General features: G+C 67.7%; 29 protein-coding genes and 3 tRNA genes. 18 read left to right on the top strand and 14 right to left on the bottom strand.

Features of this window, described 5'->3' with window-relative positions:
- Window positions 1-50 precede the first annotated feature (50 nt).
- On the bottom strand, window positions 51-398 hold the full coding sequence (locus INT49_RS19330; protein WP_193119384.1) for a hypothetical protein: 348 nt from the start codon (window positions 396-398) through the stop codon (window positions 51-53).
- Window positions 399-707: 309 nt separating this feature from the next.
- Between INT49_RS19330 and INT49_RS19335 the strand changes: the two genes are divergently transcribed.
- The 9 genes from INT49_RS19335 to INT49_RS19375 all read left to right on the top strand — a co-directional run bounded on the left by INT49_RS19335 (window position 708) and on the right by INT49_RS19375 (window position 6,880).
- Window positions 708-902: a helix-turn-helix transcriptional regulator gene (locus INT49_RS19335; RefSeq protein ID WP_193119385.1), complete on the top strand. Its 195-nt coding sequence runs from the start codon at window positions 708-710 to the stop codon at window positions 900-902.
- Window positions 899-1,168 (top strand): hypothetical protein, encoded by a 270-nt coding sequence (locus INT49_RS19340; RefSeq protein WP_193119386.1) that lies wholly within the window; start codon window positions 899-901, stop codon window positions 1,166-1,168. The genes INT49_RS19335 and INT49_RS19340 overlap by 4 nt, the downstream gene beginning before the upstream one ends.
- On the top strand, window positions 1,165-1,512 hold the full coding sequence (locus INT49_RS19345) for a hypothetical protein (protein ID WP_193119387.1): 348 nt from the start codon (window positions 1,165-1,167) through the stop codon (window positions 1,510-1,512). The genes INT49_RS19340 and INT49_RS19345 overlap by 4 nt, the downstream gene beginning before the upstream one ends.
- A complete protein-coding gene (locus INT49_RS19350; RefSeq protein ID WP_193119388.1) occupies window positions 1,509-1,757 on the top strand; it encodes a hypothetical protein in 249 nt (82 codons plus the stop codon). The genes INT49_RS19345 and INT49_RS19350 overlap by 4 nt, the downstream gene beginning before the upstream one ends.
- 11 nt (window positions 1,758-1,768) lie before the next feature.
- The gene (locus tag INT49_RS19355; protein ID WP_193119389.1) at window positions 1,769-2,524 is read left to right on the top strand and encodes a MarR family transcriptional regulator; all 756 of its coding nucleotides are present in this window, start codon (window positions 1,769-1,771) and stop codon (window positions 2,522-2,524) included.
- A 499-nt stretch (window positions 2,525-3,023) separates the two neighbouring features.
- The gene (locus INT49_RS19360) at window positions 3,024-3,713 is read left to right on the top strand and encodes a hypothetical protein (protein ID WP_193119390.1); all 690 of its coding nucleotides are present in this window, start codon (window positions 3,024-3,026) and stop codon (window positions 3,711-3,713) included.
- Window positions 3,714-3,760: 47 nt separating this feature from the next.
- Window positions 3,761-4,135 carry a hypothetical protein gene (locus INT49_RS19365; RefSeq protein ID WP_193119391.1) on the top strand — a complete coding sequence of 125 codons (375 nt, stop codon included), beginning with the start codon at window positions 3,761-3,763 and terminating at the stop codon, window positions 4,133-4,135.
- 258 nt (window positions 4,136-4,393) lie between these two features.
- Window positions 4,394-5,263 carry a hypothetical protein gene (locus tag INT49_RS19370; protein ID WP_193119392.1) on the top strand — a complete coding sequence of 290 codons (870 nt, stop codon included), beginning with the start codon at window positions 4,394-4,396 and terminating at the stop codon, window positions 5,261-5,263.
- Between the two features lie 297 nt (window positions 5,264-5,560).
- Window positions 5,561-6,880 (top strand): site-specific integrase, encoded by a 1,320-nt coding sequence (locus tag INT49_RS19375; protein ID WP_193119393.1) that lies wholly within the window; start codon window positions 5,561-5,563, stop codon window positions 6,878-6,880.
- 87 nt (window positions 6,881-6,967) lie between these two features.
- Here INT49_RS19375 and INT49_RS19380 read toward each other — a convergent pair.
- Together INT49_RS19380 and INT49_RS19385 are read right to left on the bottom strand one after the other, a co-directional pair.
- Window positions 6,968-7,044, bottom strand: a tRNA-Ile gene (locus tag INT49_RS19380).
- Between the two features lie 138 nt (window positions 7,045-7,182).
- Window positions 7,183-8,454: a glycoside hydrolase 5 family protein gene (locus INT49_RS19385; protein ID WP_226851028.1), complete on the bottom strand. Its 1,272-nt coding sequence runs from the start codon at window positions 8,452-8,454 to the stop codon at window positions 7,183-7,185.
- 174 nt (window positions 8,455-8,628) lie between these two features.
- Here INT49_RS19385 and INT49_RS19390 point away from each other — a divergent pair, with 174 nt between their 5' ends.
- The 5 genes from INT49_RS19390 (at window position 8,629) to INT49_RS19410 (ending at window position 11,573) form a co-directional block, all read left to right on the top strand.
- Window positions 8,629-9,771 (top strand): LacI family DNA-binding transcriptional regulator, encoded by a 1,143-nt coding sequence (locus INT49_RS19390; RefSeq protein WP_193119394.1) that lies wholly within the window; start codon window positions 8,629-8,631, stop codon window positions 9,769-9,771.
- Between the two features lie 77 nt (window positions 9,772-9,848).
- A tRNA-Asn gene (locus INT49_RS19395) sits at window positions 9,849-9,924 on the top strand.
- A 76-nt stretch (window positions 9,925-10,000) separates the two neighbouring features.
- Window positions 10,001-10,495: an OsmC family protein gene (locus INT49_RS19400; RefSeq protein WP_193119395.1), complete on the top strand. Its 495-nt coding sequence runs from the start codon at window positions 10,001-10,003 to the stop codon at window positions 10,493-10,495.
- Complete coding sequence (locus tag INT49_RS19405; protein WP_193119396.1) at window positions 10,492-10,980, top strand: peptide deformylase; 489 nt, start codon at window positions 10,492-10,494, stop codon at window positions 10,978-10,980. The genes INT49_RS19400 and INT49_RS19405 overlap by 4 nt, the downstream gene beginning before the upstream one ends.
- A 101-nt stretch (window positions 10,981-11,081) precedes the next feature.
- Complete coding sequence (locus INT49_RS19410) at window positions 11,082-11,573, top strand: DUF3145 domain-containing protein (RefSeq protein WP_193119397.1); 492 nt, start codon at window positions 11,082-11,084, stop codon at window positions 11,571-11,573.
- Window positions 11,574-11,663: 90 nt separating this feature from the next.
- Here INT49_RS19410 and INT49_RS19415 read toward each other — a convergent pair whose 3' ends face one another.
- The 5 genes from INT49_RS19415 to aceE all read right to left on the bottom strand — a co-directional run bounded on the left by INT49_RS19415 (window position 11,664) and on the right by aceE (window position 18,204).
- Window positions 11,664-12,905 carry a beta-ketoacyl-[acyl-carrier-protein] synthase family protein gene (locus INT49_RS19415; RefSeq protein ID WP_193119398.1) on the bottom strand — a complete coding sequence of 414 codons (1,242 nt, stop codon included), beginning with the start codon at window positions 12,903-12,905 and terminating at the stop codon, window positions 11,664-11,666.
- Window positions 12,906-12,984: 79 nt separating this feature from the next.
- The gene (locus INT49_RS19420; RefSeq protein WP_193119399.1) at window positions 12,985-13,233 is read right to left on the bottom strand and encodes an acyl carrier protein; all 249 of its coding nucleotides are present in this window, start codon (window positions 13,231-13,233) and stop codon (window positions 12,985-12,987) included.
- 132 nt (window positions 13,234-13,365) lie between these two features.
- Window positions 13,366-14,367, bottom strand: a complete 1,002-nt coding sequence (locus INT49_RS19425) for a beta-ketoacyl-ACP synthase III (protein ID WP_193119400.1) — start codon at window positions 14,365-14,367, stop codon at window positions 13,366-13,368.
- 1 nt (window position 14,368) lies between these two features.
- Window positions 14,369-15,319 carry an ACP S-malonyltransferase gene (locus INT49_RS19430; RefSeq protein WP_193119401.1) on the bottom strand — a complete coding sequence of 317 codons (951 nt, stop codon included), beginning with the start codon at window positions 15,317-15,319 and terminating at the stop codon, window positions 14,369-14,371.
- A gap of 140 nt (window positions 15,320-15,459) precedes the next feature.
- Complete coding sequence (aceE, locus tag INT49_RS19435) at window positions 15,460-18,204, bottom strand: pyruvate dehydrogenase (acetyl-transferring), homodimeric type (RefSeq protein ID WP_193119402.1); 2,745 nt, start codon at window positions 18,202-18,204, stop codon at window positions 15,460-15,462.
- A gap of 386 nt (window positions 18,205-18,590) precedes the next feature.
- On the opposite strand from aceE, the gene INT49_RS19440 reads away from it, so the two are divergent.
- Together INT49_RS19440 and INT49_RS19445 are read left to right on the top strand one after the other, a co-directional pair.
- Complete coding sequence (locus tag INT49_RS19440) at window positions 18,591-19,010, top strand: DUF3052 domain-containing protein (RefSeq protein WP_193119403.1); 420 nt, start codon at window positions 18,591-18,593, stop codon at window positions 19,008-19,010.
- A gap of 78 nt (window positions 19,011-19,088) precedes the next feature.
- A tRNA-Val gene (locus tag INT49_RS19445) sits at window positions 19,089-19,165 on the top strand.
- Between the two features lie 530 nt (window positions 19,166-19,695).
- Here the strand turns inward: INT49_RS19445 and INT49_RS19450 are convergent.
- Genes INT49_RS19450 through INT49_RS21465 form a run of 5 tightly spaced genes read right to left on the bottom strand, consistent with a single transcriptional unit; the run spans window position 19,696 to window position 21,914 of the window.
- Window positions 19,696-20,004 (bottom strand): hypothetical protein, encoded by a 309-nt coding sequence (locus INT49_RS19450; protein WP_193119404.1) that lies wholly within the window; start codon window positions 20,002-20,004, stop codon window positions 19,696-19,698.
- Window positions 20,001-20,405 (bottom strand): hypothetical protein, encoded by a 405-nt coding sequence (locus INT49_RS19455; RefSeq protein WP_193119405.1) that lies wholly within the window; start codon window positions 20,403-20,405, stop codon window positions 20,001-20,003. The genes INT49_RS19450 and INT49_RS19455 overlap by 4 nt, the downstream gene beginning before the upstream one ends.
- On the bottom strand, window positions 20,402-20,830 hold the full coding sequence (locus INT49_RS19460) for a hypothetical protein (protein ID WP_193119406.1): 429 nt from the start codon (window positions 20,828-20,830) through the stop codon (window positions 20,402-20,404). Before INT49_RS19460 ends, INT49_RS19455 begins: the two co-directional genes overlap by 4 nt.
- A complete protein-coding gene (locus INT49_RS19465; protein ID WP_193119407.1) occupies window positions 20,830-21,780 on the bottom strand; it encodes a CHAP domain-containing protein in 951 nt (316 codons plus the stop codon). Before INT49_RS19465 ends, INT49_RS19460 begins: the two co-directional genes overlap by 1 nt.
- A complete protein-coding gene (locus INT49_RS21465) occupies window positions 21,780-21,914 on the bottom strand; it encodes a hypothetical protein (RefSeq protein ID WP_264298784.1) in 135 nt (44 codons plus the stop codon). The genes INT49_RS19465 and INT49_RS21465 overlap by 1 nt, the downstream gene beginning before the upstream one ends.
- A 146-nt stretch (window positions 21,915-22,060) precedes the next feature.
- Between INT49_RS21465 and INT49_RS19470 the strand changes: the two genes are divergently transcribed.
- Both INT49_RS19470 and INT49_RS19475 read left to right on the top strand, forming a co-directional pair.
- On the top strand, window positions 22,061-22,243 hold the full coding sequence (locus tag INT49_RS19470) for a hypothetical protein (RefSeq protein WP_193119408.1): 183 nt from the start codon (window positions 22,061-22,063) through the stop codon (window positions 22,241-22,243).
- Between the two features lie 69 nt (window positions 22,244-22,312).
- Window positions 22,313-24,043 carry a heparinase II/III domain-containing protein gene (locus INT49_RS19475; protein ID WP_193119409.1) on the top strand — a complete coding sequence of 577 codons (1,731 nt, stop codon included), beginning with the start codon at window positions 22,313-22,315 and terminating at the stop codon, window positions 24,041-24,043.
- A gap of 37 nt (window positions 24,044-24,080) precedes the next feature.
- Here INT49_RS19475 and INT49_RS19480 read toward each other — a convergent pair whose 3' ends face one another.
- Window positions 24,081-25,112 carry a hypothetical protein gene (locus tag INT49_RS19480; RefSeq protein WP_404801961.1) on the bottom strand — a complete coding sequence of 344 codons (1,032 nt, stop codon included), beginning with the start codon at window positions 25,110-25,112 and terminating at the stop codon, window positions 24,081-24,083.
- Between the last annotated feature and the right edge of the window lie 121 nt (window positions 25,113-25,233).

A 25,233-nucleotide genomic window follows, 5' to 3' on the forward strand; every position in this document is an offset into this window, starting at 1 on the left:
GAGGACATCCTCACGAAGGCAAACCGTAAACCCATCTCAAACACGCGCCACTAGAGGGTTGTTGATCCTCGCCGTACGGGGCATGACCGTGAGGCCGTGAGAGCGAACAGGCCCATGGCACCAAGCAGAGCGGACCCCGATAGGACCGGACCCCCGATCCCGTGCTCGATAGCCTCGGGAGTCAGGCGGGACAGTTCGTAGAGGGCTGTAGCGGACGGGGGCAAATCACCAAACTTTGGTGATTTCAGGTTTCGGGCAATCGCCATGTAGCGGTTGGCGTCCTGCTGGCTGATCCCGATCTGCGCGAGCATCGGCAGCCATTCGCCGTGCTGCACATCGGCCTTGGCGTCTTTGATGGTCATGCCGGGGTGAACGTCACCCGTCTCGATCCGTTCCATCCGACCAGATGGTAGGGAGGAGCACAGGCTCCTGACCTGCACGGAAGAAACTCGTACCCGGATCGGCCGTGGATGGCCGGTGTAATTTTGTCTCTATGTACCTAGAGGGGTTGTTGATCCTCGGGGTACGAAGCATGACCGTACGGCCGTGAGGGCAGGTAGGCCCACGGCACCACCTCTCCTCTAGTCCCACCAGCGAGCAGGCGCACGCGCAAGCCGCTCGCACCACCACCACCACCACCACGAAGGGCTGTCCACACGGACGGCCCTTTTTTGTGCGCCCGGAAGGGTGCAGAACGGAGTCCCACCATGACCGAAGACCGACTGCTCACCGAGACTGAAGCCGCGCACATGCTGGGCCTGAAGCCGGAGACGCTCCGGCACTGGAGGAGCACGGGTGCACCTCACCAGCCGACCCCGATCCGTATCGGACGAAGCGTCCGGTATCGCCTCAGCACGCTCACCGCGTGGATGGACGAGCTCGAGGCCACGGTGGCCGCATGAGCGCCCTCACCATGGCCGACAGCTTCCGCCTGGCCGACGGCTTCCTGCCCTTCCTGCTCGCCCTCCAGGTGCTCGCCCGTGGCGACGGGGAGTGCTGGGAGCCATTATCCCGTGCGGCGCTGAAGCGGGCGCTGCGCAGGCCCAGGGACGGGGTACTGATCGGTGACAAGGATCTGGACGCCACGCTCCGTCACGCCGTCGCAATGGGGCTCCTGAGTGCGGGGAGCACCCCGGCACGTCTCGTCCTCGCAGGGGGTGACCGATGAGCGGCGACATCATCACGATCGAGCTGATCAAGTCGGAGGCCCTGGCCCTGCTGCGACCTACGGAGAAGGCGCGCCTGCACCCGGCGACCCGGCTCACGCTGGCCTCGATCCTGCTAGCGGATGACGAGGGCGTGGCCGTACTCAAGCCGAAGCAGGCTCAGCGCTGGTGCTCCTCAACCCCTGGCGGCATGGCTGGGCTGACGTTCGTGCGCGGGCAGATCGACGAGCTGATCGAACGGGGCGTGCTGGCCCCGGGATCGACCGAGCTCGAGCTGCGGTCGATGATCGGCCGACGGGCTGAGGTCGAGGACAGCGAGCAGGACGACACGAAGGCGGCGGCATGAACACGAAGACGATTGACGCCGTGCTGCACGAGGTCAACCTTGACGCGACGGGGCAGTCCTGCGGTTGCGCCTGGTGCGCCACGGACCCGTTCTGCTGGGACTGCGCCTACTGCACCGAGTGGGACAACGCGCCGTGCGCTCGAGATGCCGTGGACGGCTGGGCCGCATGGCACATGCCGTGCGACTGGTGCGAGGAGCGGCGAACGGATCCCTGCGAGTACGCCAATCTGGAGGCCATGTGGTGACGACGGGGACGGTGATCGAGACCGTCACCGAGGATGTCCACACCGACGACGCGAAGGGCTACGCGAGGACGATTCAGCGCGGGCTGACTCCACGGGAACGGCGAGCGCTCGCCGCCGTCTATGAGGAGATGCCGTGCTCCGTCGCCGCCGTCGCGCGGCACGCCGAGGTCTCTCGCCGGACGGCACAGCGGGCGTGTGACGCGCTGGAGGGCGATCAGCTCCAGCTAGTTCAGCGGGTCAATGCCGGGCTGATCGTTCACCCGGACGCGATCGGTGCCGTCGATGCTTGGGCTCACCGCCACGGCGGGCGGTCTGGCATCACGGCCTGGTGGGAGGATCCGGCACCCGGCGTCGATCGCGGCGGACGGTTCGATCCCGACACCGAAGACTGGCCGGACGACGTCTTCCCGGAACCCGCATTCGAGGTCATGCCGGAGGCCAGTCTGGAGCTAGCGCTGCGGGCGGTCGATGCTCGCCGAGCCCCGCTCAGGAAGGGCACCTTCGTCCCGTTCGCGGTACTGGACTACGTCGCCGCCACCGGGTCACTGCAAGCCGCGAAGGTGGCCCTCGAGTGTGGCCGTCGGGCTGATCGCAACGGGGTTGCGACGTTCGGGCGCGGCGAGCTGGCAAAGGCCGTCGGGCTGACGGGCCAGCAGGTGACCAACGCTCTCGCCAAGATGCGCCAGGACGGCATCGCACCCAGCGCCACGGCCATACGGGTCGGACTGGACCTGAAGGGCGGGCAGGGTGGGCACCCTCCGAGATGAAAGTATCACTGGGAGTTTGTTTGAGCTCAAGATACCCATCTGACCTGCACGTTTAGGGGGTGGGCACCTTCCCTTATAAGGAACCCGTTCCTCTGACGACGTACTACGTGCCGACCTTCGGTGACGACGTATACGACGTGCGAGGGCGGCGACGAGTCAAGAGGCAGTGACAGCTCAAGAGTCAGCGGCGCGTACGCGCCCCTAGGGATGAACACCTAGGAGCTGGTGGTGCGTGAGCACCCACGACGTGCCGACGTATCGACCTGACGGTGACGACGTACGACGTGGGCACAAGAGCGATGACCACCTGAGAGTTAGAGGCAGCGTAGCTGCCCTCTTGACCTTTGAGCCGTCACTGCCCCCCAACCCCCTAAGCGCACGGAGTTCGGAGACCGGAAGCACCGAAGGTGCCCCGGGTCCCGAGGCCGTAGCGCAGACCAAACAGAGCACGACCAACTAGACGGGCCGCGCCAGCGGTCCCCAAACGAAGGAATCCCAGATGTCCAAGAGCACCACGAGCAAGACCACGACCGCCACCGAGAACCTCGTCGCCGTCACCGCTGCCATCACGAAGGCCGAGGAGGACGTCATCGCCCTCGAGCTCGAGCACCTGGAGCTCACCGAGCTCGCAGAGGCAGGGTCCATCCTCGCCGACCTTGAGCGCCTCGAGGACGTCACCGCCCTGCTGGACCGTCGCCGTGCACGGGTCGAGTACCTGACGGCCACCGTCCTGCCGAGCGCCCAGATCGCCGCCGATGCCGCCGAGCTGGCACGAGCTGCCAACGGGATCGGGAAGGCCGGAGTGGGCACAGCACACAGCGCCTGGGAGCGGGAGCAGGCAGAGGCCGAGGCACAGGTGGCCGAAGGCCTTCGACGCCTTCGTGAAGGGGCCCAGGCGTGGAACAGCGCCGTGTCCCCGATCATCGCCCAGGCGACCCAGAAGGGCATCGTGGACGGCAAGGTCGACCCTCTCCTGCCGGTCCGCGTGAAGGTCATCGGCACCGGCTACCGGGGAGCCCAGTCCTCCCTGCTGATCGGGGATGAGGAGTTCTCTCTGGTCGATCCTGACGCCCTCGTGGTCGCCGCTCTCCGTGGTGCTGACGAGCACGCGGCAAAGCTGATCGCCGAGGCGGCTGCCGTCCGCATGAGCGATGAGGCCCAGCGCGTCGAGAGCTTCCTGAACCGATGAACACCACGACCGACCAGTCCGACTTCACCCCTTCTTCAGGAGCCCCCATGAGCATTGACCAGACCGACATTGAGACCATCGTCCACCAGCTTCTCGTCACCGACGCTCTGGACTACCGCGTCTTCGACGCCACGACGCACCAGACGCCCACCACCCTGAAGCGCCTCCTCGTAGTCCTCAAGAGCGCCGAGCTCGAGGGTGACGTGCTCGTGGTCCAGAGCGTCGTCTACGCCGAGGCGTTCGGCCGGCCGGTCACGGCCGCACTCCGGCGAGCGCTGGACTACGGCCTCACCGACCAGCTCAGCACGGAGGGGCTCGAGGTGCTGTCCCTGACCGAGCGCCGGGAGCCTGCTGTCCACCTCCCCGGAGGAGTCGCCGCCACGGTGCAGTCGCACCGGCTGGAGGTGGCTGTCCATGAGTGAGCCCGTCGGAGCAAAGCGCTGCACGGGCCCCTGCGGTCGGGCACTTCCACTCACCTACTTCTCCCCACGGACCGATAGGCCGTCGGGGGTGAGGTCCCGGTGCCGTTCGTGCAGGAGTGACGAAGCACGGGCGCGGAGGGACGGCAACATCGAAGGTGCCCGACATCAGGAGCGGCAGTGGTACGCCCGGAACAGGGAACGGCTGCTGGAGCGCAAGCGCCGGCGGCGAGCAGAGAACCGAGAGGATTGGTGGTGAGCATGAGCGAGACGATGACGAAGAGCTGCACCGGATGCGGTGAGGCGAAGGTGGCGATGGAGTTCCCGAAGCTGCACGGGCAGACTGGGCGTCGGGATGAGTGCCGGTCATGTGTCGCGGCGATGACCGAGAAGCCGTGCCAGAAGTGCTCTGTCGTGAAGCCGCTCGAAGAGTACGGACGCCGGAAGGACACCGTCGACGGACACCACGGCGCCTGCAAGGAGTGCTTGCGGGACTATGGCAAGGCCCGGTACGTGCCGAGGCCTCGGCGCCCTGCATTCGATGGGACCGAGAAGGACTGTTCGAAGTGCCACGAGGTGAAGCCGCTCGAGGAGTTCCCACGAGGCAGGACCGGCCGGGGCGGGCGACGGGCCGACTGCCGGTCCTGTGTGGCTGCGTACAACCACGGTCGACTCGAGGAGGGCCGGGAGTCGACGGCGAGGTGGCGAGCTGCCAACCCGGAGTACACCCGGACATTCCATGACGAGAACAGGGAGCGGCTGAATGAACGGCGGCGAGCTCACCGAGCTGCCAACCCTCATCACGATTGGGGATCCGACTATCGCAAGCGCGCCCGTAAGGCGGGGTGCATCCCGGTCGTCCGCTCATTCACGAAGGAGGAGCTGATCGCCCACTGGGGCAACGGCGAGCGCTGTGTTTGGTGCGATGGCCCGTTCGAGGAGATCGACCACCTGTTCCCGGTGGCGCTCGGTGCAGTGCACGCCGTGGAAACGGTGGCACCCTCTTGCTCCGGCTGCAATGGCGCGGGTGGCCGAGATGTCGCGCGGTTCGTTCGCGGACTGACCGAGCAGGAGAAGTACGTGTGCACGGTCGTATCCGCTGCGCGAGCCCGGCTTGCGCCCATCGCATGATCTGATCGACACCAGAGCCCCGGCTCCGAGCCCCAGCGGCCCGGGGTCGGGGCTCTGCTCTGCGTTGAGGGGCCATGGGGAAGCCTTATGTGATGCGTACAATTAGGGGGAGGGTAACACGAGGCGGGACGGGAGGAACCGCGATCAGGGGGTCAGGGCCCACCCCATGGGGGCACGTCGGCCGGCCGGGGGAGGGGGTGCAATGACCAGCACTGACCACCGCTAGAACCTTGACAACAACTCTGTGTCATGCGTACGCTCCGATCATCGGGCAGGACATCACGGAGGAGTAGGGACATGGCACGCAGGGCACTGGCACGAGGGGAGTTCGGGGACGTCAAGCTCTCCGGCCTGGTCGATGGGGGGTGGGTCAAGGAGGACACCATCAGGACGGAGAAGCTCAAGCCGTCGAAGTGGCGAGCGACGGTGCTCTACCAGGACGGCAAGGCGAAGCGGCCACGCCCAATGGCAGTCGAGGACACGTCGAAGGAGCGGGCACGTACGCGGCTCACGGCTCGCATGGCTGAGGCGAAGACGGCGACGGATACGGGCACGGTGCGAGGCTCGTCCACCGTCGAGGGCGCAGTGCAGGAGTACGTCAAGCGCATCGATGCAGGGCTGCTGCGCAACACCAGGACGGGCGTGCTCGTGTCCCCGTCCACCTCTCGCACCTATCGCCAGGTGGCCAACGCGTACGTGCTCCGGGAGGAGTCGAGCATCAGGGGGATGCTCATCGCGGATGTCACAGCCGCCGACTTGGACGAGGAAGCGGAAGCACTCGTCGCCGCTGGGCTCGGCTCGCACCTCAATCACTGCAAGGTGGTCTGGTCGGCAGTGTTCGCCGCCGCCGTCAAGGCGCGCCAGATCCCCGTCAACCCTGTGGCGTCGATGTCGAAGATCGCCACACCCAAGGCAGACCAGCGCAAGCACGGCAACGGTGCCGAGCACGACAAGGATCGCGTGCTCTCCCCGGAGGAGTCGGACGTCATCTACCGGAAGATCTACGAGGACGACGACGCCGTGCGGAAGGGCATCGCAGACCTCATCCTGCTGGGGATGTCTCAAGGTCTGCGCATCGCAGAGGCAATCTCGATCCGCTGGGAGGATCTGGACCTCGACGCCGACGTGCCCACCCTCACCGTCGCTGGCACGCTCCAGCACGTGCGCGGGAAGGGCATCGTCTGGCATGGGGCACCGAAGTCTGCCGCCTCGAGGAGGACGATCCCGCTCCTGGGCTCTGACGTCCTGGACATGCTGAAGCGTCGCCGCGATGAGCGGGCCCTGAGTGCTCACCACCACGACGCCGAAGTGCAGAAGGTCAGGGAGACCCATGTGTTCCTGAGTCCCAAGGGGCGCACGCCCAACGTGGACAACATCAACAAGGACGTGAGGACGGCCCTGGACGGTGCGGGCTTCCCGTGGGCCACGTTCCACACGTTCCGTCACACGCTGTCCGTACGGATGAAGTCTGCGGGCGTGCCGCCCATCGTGGCCGGGCGCTTCCTGGGCCACACAGAGGCGGTCTCGATGGGGATCTACACGGACCGTGGCAGTGTTCCCGTCGCCGTCCTCGGCGTGGCGGATCGGCTCTCACTCCCTGCGTCTGCGAGTGCCTAGGTACGGAGCAGAACACAGGATAGACACAGAGTGACCTGCACCAGCTCTCCAGTAGTCGGAGAGAAGATGCAGGTCATCTGCCATTTCTGGTAGCCCAGCCGGGGCTTGAACCCGGGACCGACGGATTATGAGTCCGCTGCTCTAACCAGCTGAGCTACTGGGCCGTGCGCCCTGTGCAGGGCCGCGACGAATCTACCATGATCTCGCCCCGTGACCTGGAGAGATGCTGTCCCTGGCAGTGTGCGGGATCCGCGAGGGCGGCCGTTGCGCGCGAGCCGCTCCGCGAGGCGACCAGCGTCCGCTCAGGCACCCACCCGAGTGGCCGCCGCGCCTCCGGTGCGCGTGTCCCCGGCCCTCACCTCGGCGCTCTCGCGCACGACCTCCACGGTGGGCCGCTCCCCGGCGCGGGAGGCGTCCATCCATTCCTCGAACACCGAGCCCCCGGGAGCGGCGGCGCTGCGACGGAGCAGCGGATCCGGGCCGACGGGCAGAGCGATCGCCCGGCCGCGCGGCGCCGGGGGAGTGGACTCCCGGGCACCGGCGATCGCATCGCGGAAGGCCTCGCCGGCCCCCTTGATCCGCCCGTGCTCGTCGAAGAGGCCGAGCGTGTGCTCGAGCGGTGGGAAGTCTGCGAGGTCGCGGGAGACGTCGTGCGAGCACCACCAGGTGATGCCCCACAGCTCGGGACAGTCCAGGGAGGTCTCCACCGTGCTGCGCACGAACCAGGGCACGTCCGCCTCTTCGAGGATGCTCCGCGGAGCGCCGACCTCCTGCAGCCACAGCGGACGCTGCGGAGCAGGTGAGAAGGCCCGGGCGAGCTCGAGGTAGTACTCGGCGCGGTGTGCGACCTCGTAGGAGCGAGCGCCGTAGCGCTGGCCGGTGCCGTCGAAGATCCAGGAGTGCACCACGGTCGCGTCGCCGAGCTCCGCGGACTGGTCCGGGGTGAAGGCGTGATCATCCATGAACCAGGCGGCGTCGTAGTTCGCGACCGTGTGCAGGCCGCGCGGCGCTCCCTGGCGCGCGGCATCCAGCAGGGTCGCGGTCCAGGTACTCGCCTGCTCGACGTCCACGGCATCCGGGTCGGGATGGTTCGAGGCGGAGAACTGGTTGACCTCGTTGCCCAGTGTGAGTCCCAGGAGATTCGGCGCTCCGGCCACCCGCTCGGCCAGCGCACGCACCAACGCGGCGGTGGCGGTCACGACCTCGGGATCGGTGAACATGTTGCGGCGATGCCAGGTGGTCAGCCAGCTGGGGATGAAGTCGAAGCTCGACAGATGGCCCTGCAGGGCGTCGACGACGACGTCCAGGCCCACCGTCGCGGCGACGTCGACCACGGCGCGCACATCATCCAGGCCTCGTGGCCGGATCAGGGTGCGGTTGGGCTGGAGCAGCGGCCACAGGGGAAAGATGCGCACATGGTCCGCACCGAGGGAGGCGATCGCTGCGAGATCCTCGCCGACGGCGTCGAGGTCCAGGTCGAGCCAGGAGTGGAACCACCCCGTGCGAGGGGTGTAGTTCACGCCGAAGCGCACCGGGCGGGTGCCGGTCGGGTCCGGGGCGTGGGCAGACATCATCGTCCTTCCGTCGAACAGGTGTGGTGGTCGCCGTGCTGGAGGGAGAATCCTGGGTGGAGCGCATGCACGCGCCCACTGCCTCAGGAGGGCACTTACCTTCCAGCTGTTACTATAGCGCTCAAGTAGCGGCGTTCGGGGGTCGTGCGCCGAACTGCCGACCCAGGAGGTCGCCCGATGTCCACCAGAAACTCTTCTCCGGCGCCAGGCAGCGGCCGGGGCCAGCGGGTCACGATCGCCGACATCGCCCGTCGAGCGGGCGTGACCTCCGCAGCAGTCTCCCTCGCCGTGAACGGACGCCCGGGCGTCTCCGCCGCGACCCGCGAGCGCATCATGGACATCGCCCGGGAGCTCGACTGGGAGCCGTCGCCCGCGGCGCGGGCCCTTGCCGGAGCCCCTGTGCTCACCGTGGGCATGGTCCTCGCACGTCCCGCCGAGGTGCTCGGCAACGAGGCCTTCTTCGGGGCGTTCACCGCCGGGCTGCAGGAGGTGCTCAGCGCCCAGGACTACTCCCTGCAGATGAAGATGGTGGAGTCGCCGGAGGCGGAGATCGAGACCTACCGGCGCTGGTTCGCGCAGCGACGCGTCGACGGCGTGGTCATGGTGGACCTGCGGGTCGATGACCCGCGGATCCCGGCCCTGGAGGAGATCGGCCAGCCCGCACTGGTCGTCGGAGGGCCCGGCCATCACGGCTCCCTGCCCTCGGTCTACGTCGACGATGCCCAGGCGACGAACCTGCTCGTGGATCACCTCGCCTCCCGCGGGCACTCCCGGATCGCCCGCGTGGCCGGAACTGCCGAGTTCTTCCACACCGCACAGCGCGATCGGGCGTTCCTGGGCCGCTGCACCGAGCTCGGCATCGAGGGGAGCCTGCAGGACGCCGGATACGGTGCGCAGGATGCAGCGGTCGCCACGGCAGAGCTGCTCACGGCCACGCCGCCTCCGACGGCGATCATCTTCGACAGCGACGAGATGGCCCTCGCCGGCACTCATGTGCTGCTCGAGAGCGGGGTCCAGGTCCCCGAGCAGATCGCGGTGGCCAGCTATGAGGACTCGGCGCTGGCCCGCACGCACCGCCCGGCCATCACCGCGATCGGCCGCTCCGCGATCGAGTACGGACGGCTCGCCGCCACCCGGCTGCTGGAGATCATCGCGGCGAGCAGGAAGCGCCCCCAGGGCGACGCCACCGCGACGACCGCCGGCGGAGCGCCCGGATCCGAGGCCGCCGAGGTCAGGGCGATCGAACCCGTGCTCCTCGTGCGCGGGTCGACCGACCCGGACGCAGAACCGGCCTTGAGCACCCCTCCGATCCGAGGTTAGATAGGTCATACTCGCCGGTCGGAGCCGCAATCGGAGGTGCGACCGCCGAGGAGTCCTGCTATTGTTGCTCAGGTCGATCCCGCATAGCTCAATCGGCAGAGCATTCGACTGTTAATCGAAGGGTTGTTGGTTCAAGTCCAACTGCGGGAGCCACAGCAGGTACGCAGCCCCGGGGATCTCCCCGGGGCTGCGTTGTTCCCGCCCGATGGTTCTCGCGAAGGAGAGCACGATGCCCGCCGTCCCCGATGAGGTCTTCCCGATCCCGGACTCCGCCGGTCCCGACAGCGTCTGGGCGGACCGATCCGGTCCTCGCACCCTGGTGGGTCGCAATCAGCGCGGGGTCGAGATCCCGATCGGCAAGGGCGAGGGCGAGATCAGCCCCGGCGAGCTCCTGAAGCTCGCACTCATCGGCTGCGCCGGGATGTCCTCCGACGTCAACCTCGCCCGCCGACTCGGCGACGACTTCGCCATGCGGCTGTGGGCGCACGGCGACTCCGACGCCTCCGAGAACCGTTACCCCCGCATCGACGAGGAGGTCCAGCTGCCCCTGGACGGCCTCACCGACGCCGAGATCGCGTCGGTCAGCAAGGTCTTCGGGCGTGCCGTCGCCGCCGGCTGCACCGTCGAGCGCACCGTCGTCCCCGGAGTCGAGGTCACCCACACGATCCTCGGGGCCGATGACCTGCAGGGACACAGCGATCGTGACGGGCAGGAGCGCGCATGAGCATCCGCCCGATCCGCGTCGTCGGCGACCCGGTGCTGCGCACCACCTGCGATCCGGTCCGCACGATCACCGACGGCACCCGCGGCCTCGTGCGCGACCTCATGGACACGGTCGATGACGACGGCCGCGCCGGGGTCGCCGCGAACCAGATCGGCGTGAGCCTGCGCGCGTTCTCCTGGAACCTCGAGGACCACGGGACCGGCTGCATCCTCAACCCGGTCATCGTCGAGCTCTCCGACGAGCTGCAGGACGACGACGAGGGCTGCCTCTCCGTGCCGGGCCTGTTCTTCCCGCGCACCCGCTCCGCCTACGCCCGGTGCGTGGGCATCGACGTCGACGGCCAGGAGATCGAGCTGGCCGGCGAGGGGATCACCGCACGGCTGATCCAGCACGAGGTCGCCCATCTCGACGGCGAGCTCTACATCGACGGGCTCGAACGGTCCGTCAAGAAGAGGGCATTGCGCCAGATCAGGGAAACCCTCTAAGCTCTGCATCAGCAGTAGAAGCATGAGCAGTCCGGCATCTCGCATCACCCGGGCGGTTCCGATTCGTTGGGGAAGACGTATCGGAGACCGGAAGGAACGAGATGACTCAGGGCGTTCTCTATATTCACTCCGCGCCGCGAGCCCTCGCACCACATATCGAGTGGGCCGCCAACGGAGTCCTCGGTGTGCCCTCCCGCATCCGCTGGGAGGAGCAGTACGTGGGCCGAGGCCTCGTGCGCGCCGAGCTGACCTGGCGGGGCCGTGACGACACCGGTCCCCGACTCGTCAGCGCCCTGCGGGGGATGCACGACGTGCGCTTCGAGGTCACCCAGGAGGCGACCGTCTCGAGCGACGGCGCGCGCTGGAGCTGCACCCCGGAGCTGGGCATCCATCACGCGGCCACAGACCGCGCCGGCAACGCCGTCCTCACCGAGGACCACGTGCGAGGGTGCATGGACCGCGCCGGAGACGACGCCGGTGCTCTGCGCCGCGAGCTGTCGATCGCGCTCGGCGAGGCCTGGGACGAGGAGCTGGAGATCTATCGCCACGCCGGCGAAGGTGTCCCGATGCGCTGGCTGCACCGCGTCAGCTGAGCCCTGAGCCCTGAGCCCAGAACGCGGCTGCCGGAACGTATCCGGCAGCCGCGTTCTCTGCAACGTGCCCCTGCACGGGGCGGAGCACGATCAGGCGCTGGTGAAGACCACTGCGATGTCGTGACCGCCGAAGCCGAAGGCATTGTTCAGCACGGCGATGTCCCCGCCGGGCAGATCAACCGGGGCGTTCTGTGCGATCCGCATCGGGGTCTCGGGATCGAGGTTCTCGATGTTGATCGTCGGCGGGGCGATGCGGTGGTAGGCCGCGAGCGTCGAGAAGATCGACTCGAGCGCGCCGGCGCCACCCATCAGGTGGCCGGTCATCGACTTCGTGGACGTGACCACGATCTGGTCGGTGACGCCGTCCAGGGCCGTCGCGACGGCGTTGAGCTCGCCGATGTCCCCGAGCGGGGTGGAGGTCCCGTGCGCGTTGACGTGCACGATGTCCTTCGCCGAGACCTCAGCATCCCCGATCGCCTCACGCACCGCGCGGGCCTGGCCCTCGGCCGAGGGGGCGGAGATGTGGTGGGCGTCCGACGCCATGCCGCGACCGGAGGCATAGGCATACACGCGCGCACCACGTGCGGCGGCATGCTCCTCGCTCTCGAGCACGAGGATGCCTGCGCCCTCACCGAGCACGAAGCCGTCACGGTCCACGTCATAGGGGCGCGAGGCGGTCTGCGGGTCATCGACCCGGCCGGACAGCGCGCGGATGTTCGCGAAGGCTGCGAGCGTCATCGGGTGGATGCACGCCTCGGTGCCTCCGACGACGACCACATCGGCCCGGCCGTCGCGGATCATGCTCATGCCCAGGGCGACGGCCTCCGCGCCGGAGGCGCAGGCCGAGACCGGGGTGTGCGCACCGGCACGGGCCCCGAGCTCCATGGAGATCTGGGCGCTCGAGGAGTTCGCCATGAGCATGGGCACGGTGAACGGATTGACCCGGCGGGCGCCGCGCTCCCGCACCACGTCCCACTGATCCAGCGTGGTCCAGATGCCGCCGATACCGGTGCCGACCACGACGCCGAGCCGTTCGGGCTCGACCTCGGGGGAGCCGGCGTCGGCCCAGGCCTGACGGGCCGCGACCATCGAGTACTGGCCGGAGGGGTCCAGCTTCTTGGACTCGGGCCGCGTGAGGGAGTCGAGGGCGCCGGGGACGACCTGGCAGGCGAAGTCCACGGACAGGCCGTAGGTCTCCTTCCAGTCGTTGTCCAGCGTGCGGGCGGTCGACGTCCCGGCCAGGGCCGCCTCCCAGGTGGAAGCGATGTCGCCGCCGAGGGGATTGACGGTGCCGAGACCGGTCACGGCGACGCGAGAGCGGGAAGCGGACATACGGGCGGACCTCCGGGTCGGGGAGCGTGGTGCGAACGGCGACGCCCGGGACAGAAGTGTCCCGGGCGTCAGGAGGGGGTCAGGACTGCGCGCCCTCGATGAACTTGACGGCGTCGCCGACGGTGGCGAGGTTCTTGACCTCTTCGTCGGGGATGCGCACGTCGAACTTCTCCTCGGCGTTGACCACGATGGTCATCATGGAGATGGAGTCGATGTCGAGGTCGTCGGTGAAGGACTTCGCGAGCTGGACGTCCTCGGTCGCGACACCCGTCTCCTCGTTGACGATCTCGGCCAGGCCCGCGAGGATCTCGTTCTCGGTGTGTGCCATGGGGTTCTCCTTAGGTGAATGGATTGTGTGGCGGTGACAGACTACCCGCGCCGCCGCCGGTGTCCCGGCAGCCGCGACGATGTGGCCCGGGTGGCGTGATGCGCGCGACAGCCCGCCCGCACGCCGCGGGGATCAGGGGAGGATCAGCACCTGTCCGGCATAGGCCAGACCGGCGCCGAAGCCGAACTGCACGAGCACGTCACCGCTCGTGGCGGCGCCCTCCGCGAGGAGGCGATGCGTGGCCAGGGGGATCGAGGCGGCCGAGGTGTTGCCGGTCTCGGCGATGTCGCGGGCGATCACCACGCTCTCGGGCAGTTTGAGCTGCTTGGCGAGCTCGTCGACGATGCGCATGTTGGCCTGGTGGGGAACGAACACGTCGATGTCCTCCACCGTCAGGCCCGACTGCTCGAGCATCTCGCGGATCTTCTTCGCGGTGTGCCAGACGGCCCAGCGGAAGACGGTGCGACCATCCTGCTCGAGCGTGGGCCAGGGGCCGTCGCCGTCGCGGAAGTTCACGAGCGAGTTGGTCATCCGGATGGTGTCCCAGTTCTCGCCGTCGCTGCCCCACACGGTGGGACCGATCTTCGGCTCGTCGCTGGGGCCGACGATCGCGGCGCCCGCGCCGTCGCCGAGCAGGAACGAGATCGAGCGGTCGGTGGGGTCGACGAAGTCGGAGAGCTTCTCCGCGCCGATGACCAGCACGTGGCGGGCGGCGCCGGTGCGGACCAGGGCGTCTGCCTGACCGATGCCGTACGCGAAGCCGGCGCAGGCAGCCGAGATGTCGTACGCGATCACATCGGGGCGGCCCAGCTCGCCGGCCAGCAGCGTGGCGAGCGAGGGGGTCGGGTACGGGAAGCTGATCGTGGAGACGATGATCGCATCGAGAGTCTCCAGCTCGATGCCGGATGCCTCGATGGCTTCCTTCGCCGCGGTCAGGGACAGGTCCTTGACACCGACGTCCTTGCTGGCGCGGGTGCGGGTGATGATGCCGGTGCGCTGCTGGATCCACTCGTCCGAGGAGTTGATCGGCTCGATGAGGTCGTCGTTGGGCACGATGACGTCGCCGCGGGCGGCCCCATAGGCGAGGACCTGCGATCCTGGCACGGTGGGCCGGGGCTTCAGCGAAACGGCCATGTCAGTTCTCCTGGTCCGCGGTGGGGGCGATGCCGGCGTGCTCGCGCACGACTGCACGGGCGGCGTCGAGGTCGTCGGGGGTGTTGAGGTTGGCCAGGGCGATGCCCTTGAGGTCGCGCTTGGCGAGCCCGGTCAGGGTACCGGCCGGGGCGACCTCGATCATCGCGGTCACGCCGCGGTCTCGCAGGGTGGCCATGCAGGCCTCCCAGTCGACCGGGGAGGCGACCTGCGTGACGATCAGGTCGAGGTAGCGCGAGCCCTCCGTGACGACCTCGCCGCTCGCGTTCGAGACCAGCGGGACCGTCGGATCGGTGGGGGACAGGCTCGGGGTGAAAGCGGTGAGCTCCTCGCGGGCGCCCGCCATGAAGGGCGTGTGGAAGGCCCCGGCGACCTGCAGCGGGATGACGCGCGCCTTGGCCGGCCCGTCCTCGCGGAGCGCCGCGATCGCGTCGAGCGAGCCGGCGGCCACGATCTGCGCGGCGGAGTTGATGTTCGCCGGGTGCAGGCCATGGCGCTCGATGGCGGCCAGGACCTCGTCCCGGAAGCCGCCGACGACGGCGGCCATCCCGGTGGGCTCGGCGGCGGCGGCCGTCGCCATCGCCTGGGAACGCACCGCGACCAGACGCATCGCGTCCTCGTCGCTCAGCACACCCGCCAGCGCGGCGGCGGTCAGCTCGCCCACGCTGTGCCCGGCGATCACATCGGCACCGGGGAGATCTCCGTCGGCGTTCAGCTGGGCGGCGGCGACGATGCCGGCGGCGACCAGCAGCGGCTGGGCCACGGCGGTGTCGCGGAGGGTGTCGGCGTCGGACTCGGTGCCGTGGCGCAGAAGATCGACGCTGGCCGCCTCGGAGAGAGAGGCCACCGTCTGCTCGACGCCCGGCAGCTCACGCCACGGGCTCAGGAATCCGGGCTTCTGCGCCCCTTGGCCGGGGCAGACGATCGCGAGCACGGGAACCTCCAGGAAGGGGAGAGGGGAAAGAACGAGAAAGACGACGACGAACGAATGCCGGGCCCGTCAAGGAGGAGGGCCCGGGGAGAACAGGACCACCGGCTCGCCCCTCCCGCAGGAGGGGCGAGCCGGTGGGGTGATCAGGACTCGCCGCCGAAGGAGCCGGACTGGCCCGCGTTGACGTTGGTCAGGTCGTACTTGTCGATCGCCTGACGCACGAGGGACGGATCGACCTTGCCCTCGCGGGCGAGCAGCTGCAGGGCCTTGACGACCATGGAGTGCGCATCGATCTTCAGGTGACGGCGGGCCGCCGGACGGGTGTCCGAGAAGCCCCAGCCGTCGGCTCCGAGCACGCCGTACTGGCCGGGGATCCACTCGCGGATCAGGTCCGGGACCAGGAAGTCGTAGTCGGAGGTCGCGACGAACGGGCCGTCGACGCCCTGCAGGCGCTGCGAGATCCACGGGGTGCGCGGGTCCTCGGGGTTCAGCAGATTGTGCTTCTCCGCCTCCTGGGCGTCCTTGCGCATCTCCGCCCACGAGGTCACGGACCAGACCGTGGCGCGGACGCCCCAGTCCTCGAGCAGGAGCTGGCGGGCATGGCGGGCCCACGGCACACCGACGCCGGAGGCGAGCAGCTGGGTCTGGGGCCCGTCGCCCTCGGGGGCGTCGTCGAGCACGTACATGCCCTTGAGGAGCCCCTCGACGTCCAGGCCCTCGGGCTCGGCCGGCTGCACCATCGGCTCGTTGTACACGGTGATGTAGTAGAAGACCTCCTGCAGGCGGTCGTCCTCGCCGTACATGCGCTGAAGGCCATCACGGATGATGTGGCCGAGCTCGTAGCCGTAGGCCGGGTCGTAGATGACCGTGCCGGGGTTCGTGTAGGCCAGGATCGGCGAGTGGCCGTCCATGTGCTGCAGTCCCTCGCCCGCCAGCGTGGTCTTTCCGGCGGTCGCGCCGATCACGAAGCCCTTGGCCATCTGATCGCCGGCTGCCCAGAAGAAGTCACCGGTGCGCTGGAACCCGAACATCGAGTAGAAGATGTAGAACGGGATCATCGGGAAGTCATGCGTGGCGTACGAGGTGCCCGCTGCGGTGAAGGCCGCGGTGGAGCTGATCTCGTTGATGCCCATGTGCTTGATCTGGCCGGAGGTGGACTCCTTGTAGGCCAGGAGCAGATCGCGATCCACCGAGAGATAGTTCTGACCGTCGGGGTTGTAGATCTTCGCCGTCGGGAACAGCGAGTCCATGCCGAAGGTACGAGCCTCGTCGGGAACGATCGGGACCCAGCGCTTGCCGGTCTCCTTGTCGCGCATGAGGTCCTTGAGCAGGCGCACGAGGGCCATCGTGGTGGCGATCTCCTGCTTGCCGGAGCCGCGACGCATCACCTCGTAGGCCTTGTCCCCGGGCAGGTCGAGCGCCTTGTGCTCGGTGCTGCGCGAGGGGACGGGGCCGCCGAGCTCTCCGCGACGGGACTTCAGGTACTTCATGACCGGGGTGTCGTCGGCCGGCATGTACAGCGGCGCGTCGTAGACGCTGCCGCTCTCGAGCTGCTCATCGCTGAAGGGGATGCGCAGCGTGTCGCGCAGCGCCTTGAGGTCCTCGAGGGTGAACTTCTTCATCTGGTGGGTCGCGTTGCGGCCGGCGAAGTTCTTGCCCAGGCGGTAGCCCTTGATGGTGTGGGCGAGGATCACGGTGGGCTGGCCCTTGTGGTCCATCGCGGCCTGGAAGGCGGCGTGGATCTTCTTGGCGTCGTGGCCGCCACGGTTGAGCTTCCACCAGATGTCATCGTCGGAGAGGTCCTCGACGAGGGCCTTCGTGCGGGGATCGCGACCGAAGAAGTTGTCGCGGATGAAGGCGCCGTTCTCGGCGCGGTACGTCTGGTAATCGCCATCGGGCGTGACGTTCATCAGGTCGATGAGCGCACCGTCGGTCGAGGACTCCAGCAGCGGGTCCCAGCCGGAGCCCCAGATCACCTTGATGACGTTCCAGCCGGCGCCGCGGAACTGGCTCTCCAGCTCCTGGATGATCTTGCCGTTGCCGCGCACCGGGCCGTCGAGGCGCTGCAGGTTGCAGTTCACGACGAAGGTCAGGTTGTCCAGGTGCTCCTTGGCGGCGATGTGCAGCGCGCCGCGGGACTCGACCTCGTCCATCTCGCCGTCGCCGAGGAACGCCCAGGTGTGCTGCTCGCTGGTGTCCTTGAGGCCACGGTTGGTGAGGTACTTGTCGAAGGAGGCCTGCTCGATCGCGGCGACCGGGCCGATGCCCATGGACACCGTGGGGAACTCCCAGAAGTCCTGCATGGCGCGCGGGTGCGGGTAGGACGGCATCCCGTGCTCGCTGGAGAACTCCTGACGGAAGCCGTCGAGGTCCTCCTGGCCGAGCCGACCCATGAGGTAGGCGCGGGCGTAGATGCCGGGGGAGGCGTGGCCCTGGAAGAAGATGTGATCGCCGCCACCGGGGTGGTTGCGGCCGCGGAAGAAGTGGTTGAAGCCGACTTCGTACATCGTGGCGATCGAGGCGTAGCTGGAGAGGTGGCCGCCCACCCCGATGCCGGGAGCCTGCGCGCGGTGCACCAGCATCGCGGCGTTCCAGCGGTTGATGTTGCGCAGCTCCTTCTCGAGCTCCACATCCCCGGGGTACTGGGGCTGCTCATCGGCCGCGATGGTGTTGACGTAATCGGTCGCCAGGGAGTCGGGCAGGTGAAGATCCTGGTCACGGGCATGCTGGATCAGGCTCTGGACGACCTCGGAGGCGCGGTCCGAGCCGCGATGCTCGACGAGGCCGTCGAACGAGTCAATCCATTCCTGCGTCTCCTCCGGATCCGGATCCTGCGCATGACTGGGCAGGTTGATGCCGATGGGGCGAGGGGTCTCGTGCGAAGTCACGATGTCCTTCTCTCTACGGGAGGCGATGGACCGGCCGTGGGGAGCTGTGGAGCGCCGGTGGGCACGGCTCCTCGGCCTCGGTTCCGGCAAGCCTACCGTTGCGAAAGGCGCTGGGAGCCTTCACAAGTCCTCCCCACATGTGAGACGCCGAACACCCGCCACGGTGCTGGGAGTCCCACCCTCGTCGGTGCGACGAGGGTGGCATGCCGGGGGAGGGGACTGCGGTGTCCGGGCGCGCCCTCCTGGCTAATCTCACCCACGTGCCTGCTCGAAGTGCGGTGGGTCGGCTCGTGACATAGCATTGGGCCCGCACAGTTCGGTCCCGGCGCCCGCAGCGCCCCCGATGCTGCTGCGATTTCTTATCCCAACCTGTGAGGAGCTCTTTCTTGTCACCGTCGGCCGACGCCCCTTCGTCCAGCTCTCCTGCCGAGGCGCTGGCCTTTACCTCGGGTCAGATCGTGCAGGAATTCGGCTATGACGACGATGTCGATCTCGACCTGCGCGATGCGATCGAGGACGTCCTCGGTGACGAGCTCGAGGACGAGGACTGCCAGGAGATCGTCGACGGCGTCATCATGTGGTGGCGCGAGGGTGACGGTGACCTGACCGACGCCATGGTCGACACGCTCACGACCCTCGCACCGGGAGCTCCCGTGTGGGTGCTCACCCCGAAGGCCGGCCGCGACGGCCACGTCGCCCCGGCGGACATCCAGGAGAGCGCCGGCACCGCCGGTCTCCGCGTGATGAGCACGGTGAGCCTGGCTCAGGACTGGACCGGTACGCGCCTCGCGAGCCGCACCAACTGATCTCCCGCATGATCTGTACCCCGTTCGCGGGGTGCGAGCCCTCCCTCTGCGGAGGATGAGGGGCGTCCAGCCCCGCTCGGGTCGTTAGCTCAGTTGGTCAGAGCGCCTGGTTTACACCCAGGAGGTCGGGGGTTCGAGCCCCTCACGACCCACCACAGGTCAGAGCACGAATCGCCCCGCCACTGGATCCTCGGTGGCGGGGCGATTGTGTTTGTAGTGTGTTCAATCGCGAACGGATCCCGTATCGGCGCGTCTCGGGTATGTTCTTTCAGGCGTCACCCCGGCGGCGCATCATGTCCCCATGGACCTCATCCGCACACCTCACGGCTGGACCTACCCCGACCCCGGCCCCTGCGACTGCGGCGAGTCGGGCGCGTGGGTCAGTTTCCAGTTCTGCCAGTGCGCCGGCGCGACCGGGGGAGGGCACCCGGCGTGGCGATGCCGCGCCTGCGACACCGTACGGACGCTCGGGTGTGTGGGCCTGGTGCCGGTACCCAACGAGTACGGCGGGCGGGCCGGGGCTCCCCGGGCATGACGAAAGCGCCCCACCCCGCCAGCCGTAGCTGAGGGGTGGGGCGCAGTCATGCGGGTCCGTCATCGGGCGTCGAGGTCGATCCGCTCGCATTCGTCGCGGGCGTGCTCGGAGTTCCACATGGTGGTGCACTCGCGGCACTGCCAGATCAGGTCAGGCATCGTGCACGGCCCGGATCGGGTCGCCCTCGGCGATGGTGTCGTGGCCCTTGCCGGCGACGACCATGCCGTGGTCTTCCTGCTCGACCACGCGGGACGAGGGGACAACCTTGGCGCGGGTGACGATGCCCGCGACGATGGGTGCGCCGGCGGCGATCACGGCGAGCAGCGCCGCCTCGAACCCAGCAGGCAGCGTCAGCCCCAGGACGACGAGCAGGGCGAGGACCGCAGAGACGAGAGCCGTGATCGTGCCGACAGTCAGGGCGGGCTCGGCGGCGGGGGTGATGGCGCGGTGGGTGTTCATGGGTGGTCCTCTCGGGAGGGAATGATGATGTGGTCGACGAGGCTTTCGGGTGGGGCGGGGATCGACGCGCCAGGCAGGAGGCGAGAGATCAGCGAGACGAGGTCGCGGGCATACTGCACAGCTGCCCACCGGGTGGATCGCTCCTGGGAGAGCTCTGCCTCGATCCGGGTGAACCGCTCCGTGTTCGCCTTCTGCGTCTCCCGCATCTCTCGCTTCAGGTCGGCGAGGTCCGTCTTGTACTCCGCCGCGAGATCCTTGTAGCCCTGCAGTGCGTTCTGGTCTTCCGCGACGTCAGAGTCGCGGACGCCCTTCTTGTGGGATACGACGCCTTGGATGATGGCCGCTGCCGTACCGCCGCCGAAGATGGCGACGAGCAGCGTGACGATGGCCTCTGAGCTCATACAGCGGAATCCCTCATCTCCACGCGTTGGCGCGCCTGTCGATCCATGTAGATGAGGACGCGGATGCGGGCGATGAGCGTGCACGCCAGGACGATCAGGAGGAGCGCGCGCGGCCCTGATCCAGGCGAGGTGGTGAGCGTCTGCTGCCAGGACAGGTAGTCGTAGATGACGACCCCGCCGAGGGCGAGGACCAGGCCGGGAAGCTCGAGCTTGTACCTCTGGGTGAGGTGCCCGATTGCGGCGAGGCCGGAGCCTACGGCGAGCATGGCGCCCCAGACGATGGTGAGGGCGAGGCCGATGCTGTCGTACGACAGTGGCGGGTCAGTGAGGACCCAGACGCCGGCGGCGATGCCTGCGGTCCAGCCGATGATCATCGCCGCCCGCCATGTGCGCAGACGCGGCACGGGGTAGGGGGAGGAGAGCATCAGAACTTCCCCGCGTTGAGCGCCTTCTGCAGCGCCTTCGTGGTGCCCTCGTAGAGCACGCCGTCCTGCTTCACGCCGACATGCTTCTGCAGGCGGCGGATCGTCTTCGAGCCCTTCGCGCCGCGGCCCTCGTGCACCCAGCCATGCGGGCCGACGCCGTTACCCAGCTCGGTGGGCTTGTAGGACTGGTGCTCGATCAACCCGTCGACGACCGGGTGGCCGAGGTACTCCTGCAGCGACTTGTACGAGTCCGGTCCGAGACGCCCATCGACGGTCAGCTTCCGCTTCGTCTTCGGAGACGCGTTCAGGATCTTCTGCAGCACCTTGACCGTAGCCTTGCCGAGACGCCCGTCCTCGACGAGCTTGCCGCCCTTCGTGACGGCGGGCTTGCTCGCGGGCTTGGACACGGCGACGGGAGCGCCCTGGTCGGCCTTGGACCATACGGGCCGGATCACGTAGCGGACCTGGGAGGGGCGACGGGTGCGGCGTGCGACCCGGCCACCGTTGGACTGGGAGCCGGAGCTGCCCGTCGAGGTGTTGCCCTCGATGGTCTGGAAGTTCCCGGACGGCAGGACCCGCTCGAGGATCCCGACGTGGTTCGTGGCGGCGGTGTTCCAGTTCCAGTCGAACACGAGGACGTCACCGGGGCGGGCCTGAGACTTGGGGATCCGGCCGCCCTTCGACGCCCTGTAATCAGTGTTGAAGGACGGACCGGCGGGGAGCGCGCCACTGGTCACGAAGTCCTTGCCGAGCGCCTTCCAGAACACCCACGTGATGAACAGGTCGCAGTAGGAGATGCCGTTCGCCAGGAGCCAGGTGTCGCGGGGCCAGAACACGGGCTGCGTCTCGCGGGCGTACTTCGTGCCCTGCTTCGGGTCGGACCAGCGGGAGTAGCCGATCTCTGCGGCGGCGGTCGCGAGGACGCGCTGCTGGGGTGTGCGGGTAGCCATCAGGCACTCTCCTCAGGGTAGGTGATCGGCTCAGGGGTCTCCGCGTCGGGAGCCTCGGAGCCGGTGGAGTCGGAGACCTCGATGCCTACTGGGATCTCGGGGATGTCTTCGTGGGTCTGCACGCCGTCAGGCATGGTGATGCTCCGTTCTCCCGCTGTGCGGGCATGATGGAAGGGCACCGCGAGATGCGATGCCCCTTTTGTGTGTTGCTACTGACGGATCAGGTCACGGCCAGGTGACGTTCGTCTTGAATGCCCGGGATACGCGCTACGTTCAAGGCATGACAACCGATGCCCGCGAGTGCTCCGATGAAATACTCAACGTCGTTGAGGTGCGCGCCTCATCTCTCACGCCGGAGCAGTGCGAGCGGTACGAAGATGACGCGATGGCGTACATGCGCGTACACCCGTTCGCATCGGACGATGAACTGTTGGAGATCATGGACCGGGTGCAGGCGGGATGAAGTTCACCCCCAGCGGCCACTGCGACGCGGCGCACGTTCAGTTCCTCGTTGGCACCGTAGGCTAGGGAAATGCCCCCTTTGCCCAGGAAACTCTCTGTTGCCGATCTCGATGTGACAGTGACAGATCGCCACTCATTCGGCGCGTCGTACGAGCCTCCCCGCAACCAGGTCGGCTCTTTGAAGCTCTTGCGGGAAGGCGGTCTTTCGCTACCGCCGCAGCCGGTCTGGTACGGCGACCCGACGAATTGGGTATCCGATCCGTTCAACGATCGGAACTGGCGGTTCCAGCACCACACGCTCCGGTGGCTGAACCCGCTCCGATGGGCCGCGCTCGGTGGGGACGATGAGGCACGCGCCGAGTGGGTCCGGATAGTTCGGTCATGGGGCGAAGCCAACGTGCCGGCATCGTCCTCCGGGTCAGACTTCGCTTGGAAGGACATGGCGGATGGGAACCGAGCAATCCAGCTCAGCCTCGGAGCATCATTCGTCGGCAGCGACGACGACTGGTTCGTGGAGCTGCTCGAGTACCACCGTGATTGGCTCATGGACGAGTCGCACATCGTGGGTAAAAACCACGGGCTGCACCAGCACCAGGGACTGATCGTCCTCGGCGCGGCACTCAGGGATACCTCCGCGATCGCGACGGCGGTTACGCGGATGCGGGAACAGTTCAAGTCGTCGTTCGACCATCAGGGAACGAACGACGAAGGATCGGTCGCATACCACCAGCTGAACCTCGCATGGTGGAGGCGCGGCTGGGAGCGCGCCGAGTTGGAGGGGTTCAGCGCGCCCGAGGATGTGAGCGAACGCCTCACCGCCGCCGGTCACGTTCTGGCGCACTTCGCCATGCCCAACGGTGCCCTGCCGCAGATCGGTGATTCCCAGCGCGGGCGCGTCGGGCGGGGGTACTCAGCCGCATCCGACTTCGTTGCGTCCAACGGGGAGGAAGGCACTGCGCCCGCCGAGCACGCGGCGGTCTTCGAGGGCGGATTCATTACGAGTAGAAGCGGGTGGGGGAAATCGCGGCCACTGCCGGACGAATCTCATGCGGTGATCCGACACGGCGTCGAGCTAGGCGCGCACTCCCACCGCGACCGTGGAAGCATCCATATTTACTCAGCCGGCCAGCCATGGCTCGTGGACTCGGGATTCCACAGCTACCAGAGGGACGCACCCGAGCCGAAGTATCTGAAGTCCCGCGAAGCCCACAACGTGGCCTTCCTCGTCGGGGCCGAGCACACCGCCAACGCCCCGGTCGAGCTCGTCAGCTACCAGATCACCGACGATGCTCACGACTTCACCCTCAGAGACCACGGCTACGGGAGCGCCGATGTGCGCCGGCGGATCATCTACCTACCTGGCCCTGACTGCTGGATCGTCTTCGACTCCGCTAATCGCGCAGCGGGACGAGCCATCCGGCAGCACTGGCACGTCGAGCCGGATCTACGCGTCCGGATGCTCGACAACGGATACCGCCTCGCTGGTCGAGGCACTGAACTGCTCATGTACTGGTTAGGCCGGGGGACGACGCTTCGGAAAGAAGTCGCCGATGAGACCTCGCTAGCTGGATGGATCGGTACGAAATGGAAAACGATGCAGCCCAGCACGCGCCTTGTCGCCGAATCTAGCCTCCAGCGGCCGCGCCTGGTCACGCTCATCGCACCCCGACGCAGCACGGCTCTCGGTATCGTCAGTAGCTACGTCACGTCCGCCGGCGATCTCTCGGTAACGATGGTGCGCGGCCAGAAACAGTGGCTGGTACAAATCCTCAGTGACGAACTGACGGTACGTCAGCAATAGCCCTCGTTGAGGCGGCAGTAGCGCATGCGGCGAGCGCTCAGATGACCGTCACGCTTTGCAGCATCGGGGCTTCCAGGGCGCGGAAGAACGTGACCTCGATGCTCAGCCCCCACCGTCCGGCAAGCGCAGCGAGCGGGACAACGTCCACGAAGAAGACGCCGTCAGCACCTGAGTGGGTGAGCGTCACCGTGTCGTCACCCATCGACTGGTAGGTCAGACGGGCACTCGACTCGGGGGCGATCGAAGTGCGGCGCATCATGCCCATGAAGTGCTTCTCGATGGACTGGGCGCTGCTCCCGCTTGTCTGGCCGCCGTATCCGACCTTCACGACCAGGTAGCCGTCCTGTGGCGCGCGGAACTGACACCGGATCGCCTGGCCCGAGATGTCTCCGTTGATTCCGGTGATTTTCGACGTGAGGAAGTACTGCTTGATCGAGGGGCTGTTGTCTCCGTGCCCCTTCTGTTCGATCAGGCCGAGCTCTGCAGGGATCCCGAGCTTTCCGCCCTGCTCGTAGGCGAGGATCCCGCCCGAGGAATTGGTCAGGTTCGTGTCACCGGTCGGCTGGGTGCCGTACGTCGACAGGATCCCGCCCCAGCGAGCGCCGAGACCGAAGGTGCTCCCGGAGCCCGTGTTGTTGTGGGAGAAGATGCGGGAGAGGTAGTTGGAGCGCATCCCGTACCGCTTCCCGCCGAAGTCGGAGTCGCGCACGAGCACCTGGGAGCCGTAGTCGGCCAGCAGCCCGATGACCCCCTCGACGCCCTTCTCCACAGCAGGGTCGGATTCCGCCTTCACGTTCTCGACCTCGACCATCGGTGCGCACCGGTAGAACCGGAACGATGCCCCCGACGCGATCTTGATCGTGGTCGTGAGGTTCTTGACCGTGAGGTAGCCGATGACGCTGTCGCAGCGGACGGCACGCACTCTGTGCAGGCTCCGGTCAGTGGACGCCCCTTGAATGATCACCTGCCCGTAGACGACCCGGTATTCCAGGGCGACGATCTCGTCCCAGGTTCCCGCACCGAGGGTGATCGTGTAGATGTGCCCGGCGCGCACGAGGTCCGGGATCATTGTGAGCGCTTTGCTGATGGTGCGGAATGGTGACGCTTCCGAGCCGACAGCATTGTCGTCCCCAGTTGCTAGCGGACATGCCAATCTCCCTGTAGGCGGACACGGACTTCCTTGCTGACGG

It is taken from the genome of Brachybacterium tyrofermentans (assembly GCF_014897585.1).
Lineage (GTDB): Bacteria > Actinomycetota > Actinomycetes > Actinomycetales > Dermabacteraceae > Brachybacterium > Brachybacterium tyrofermentans.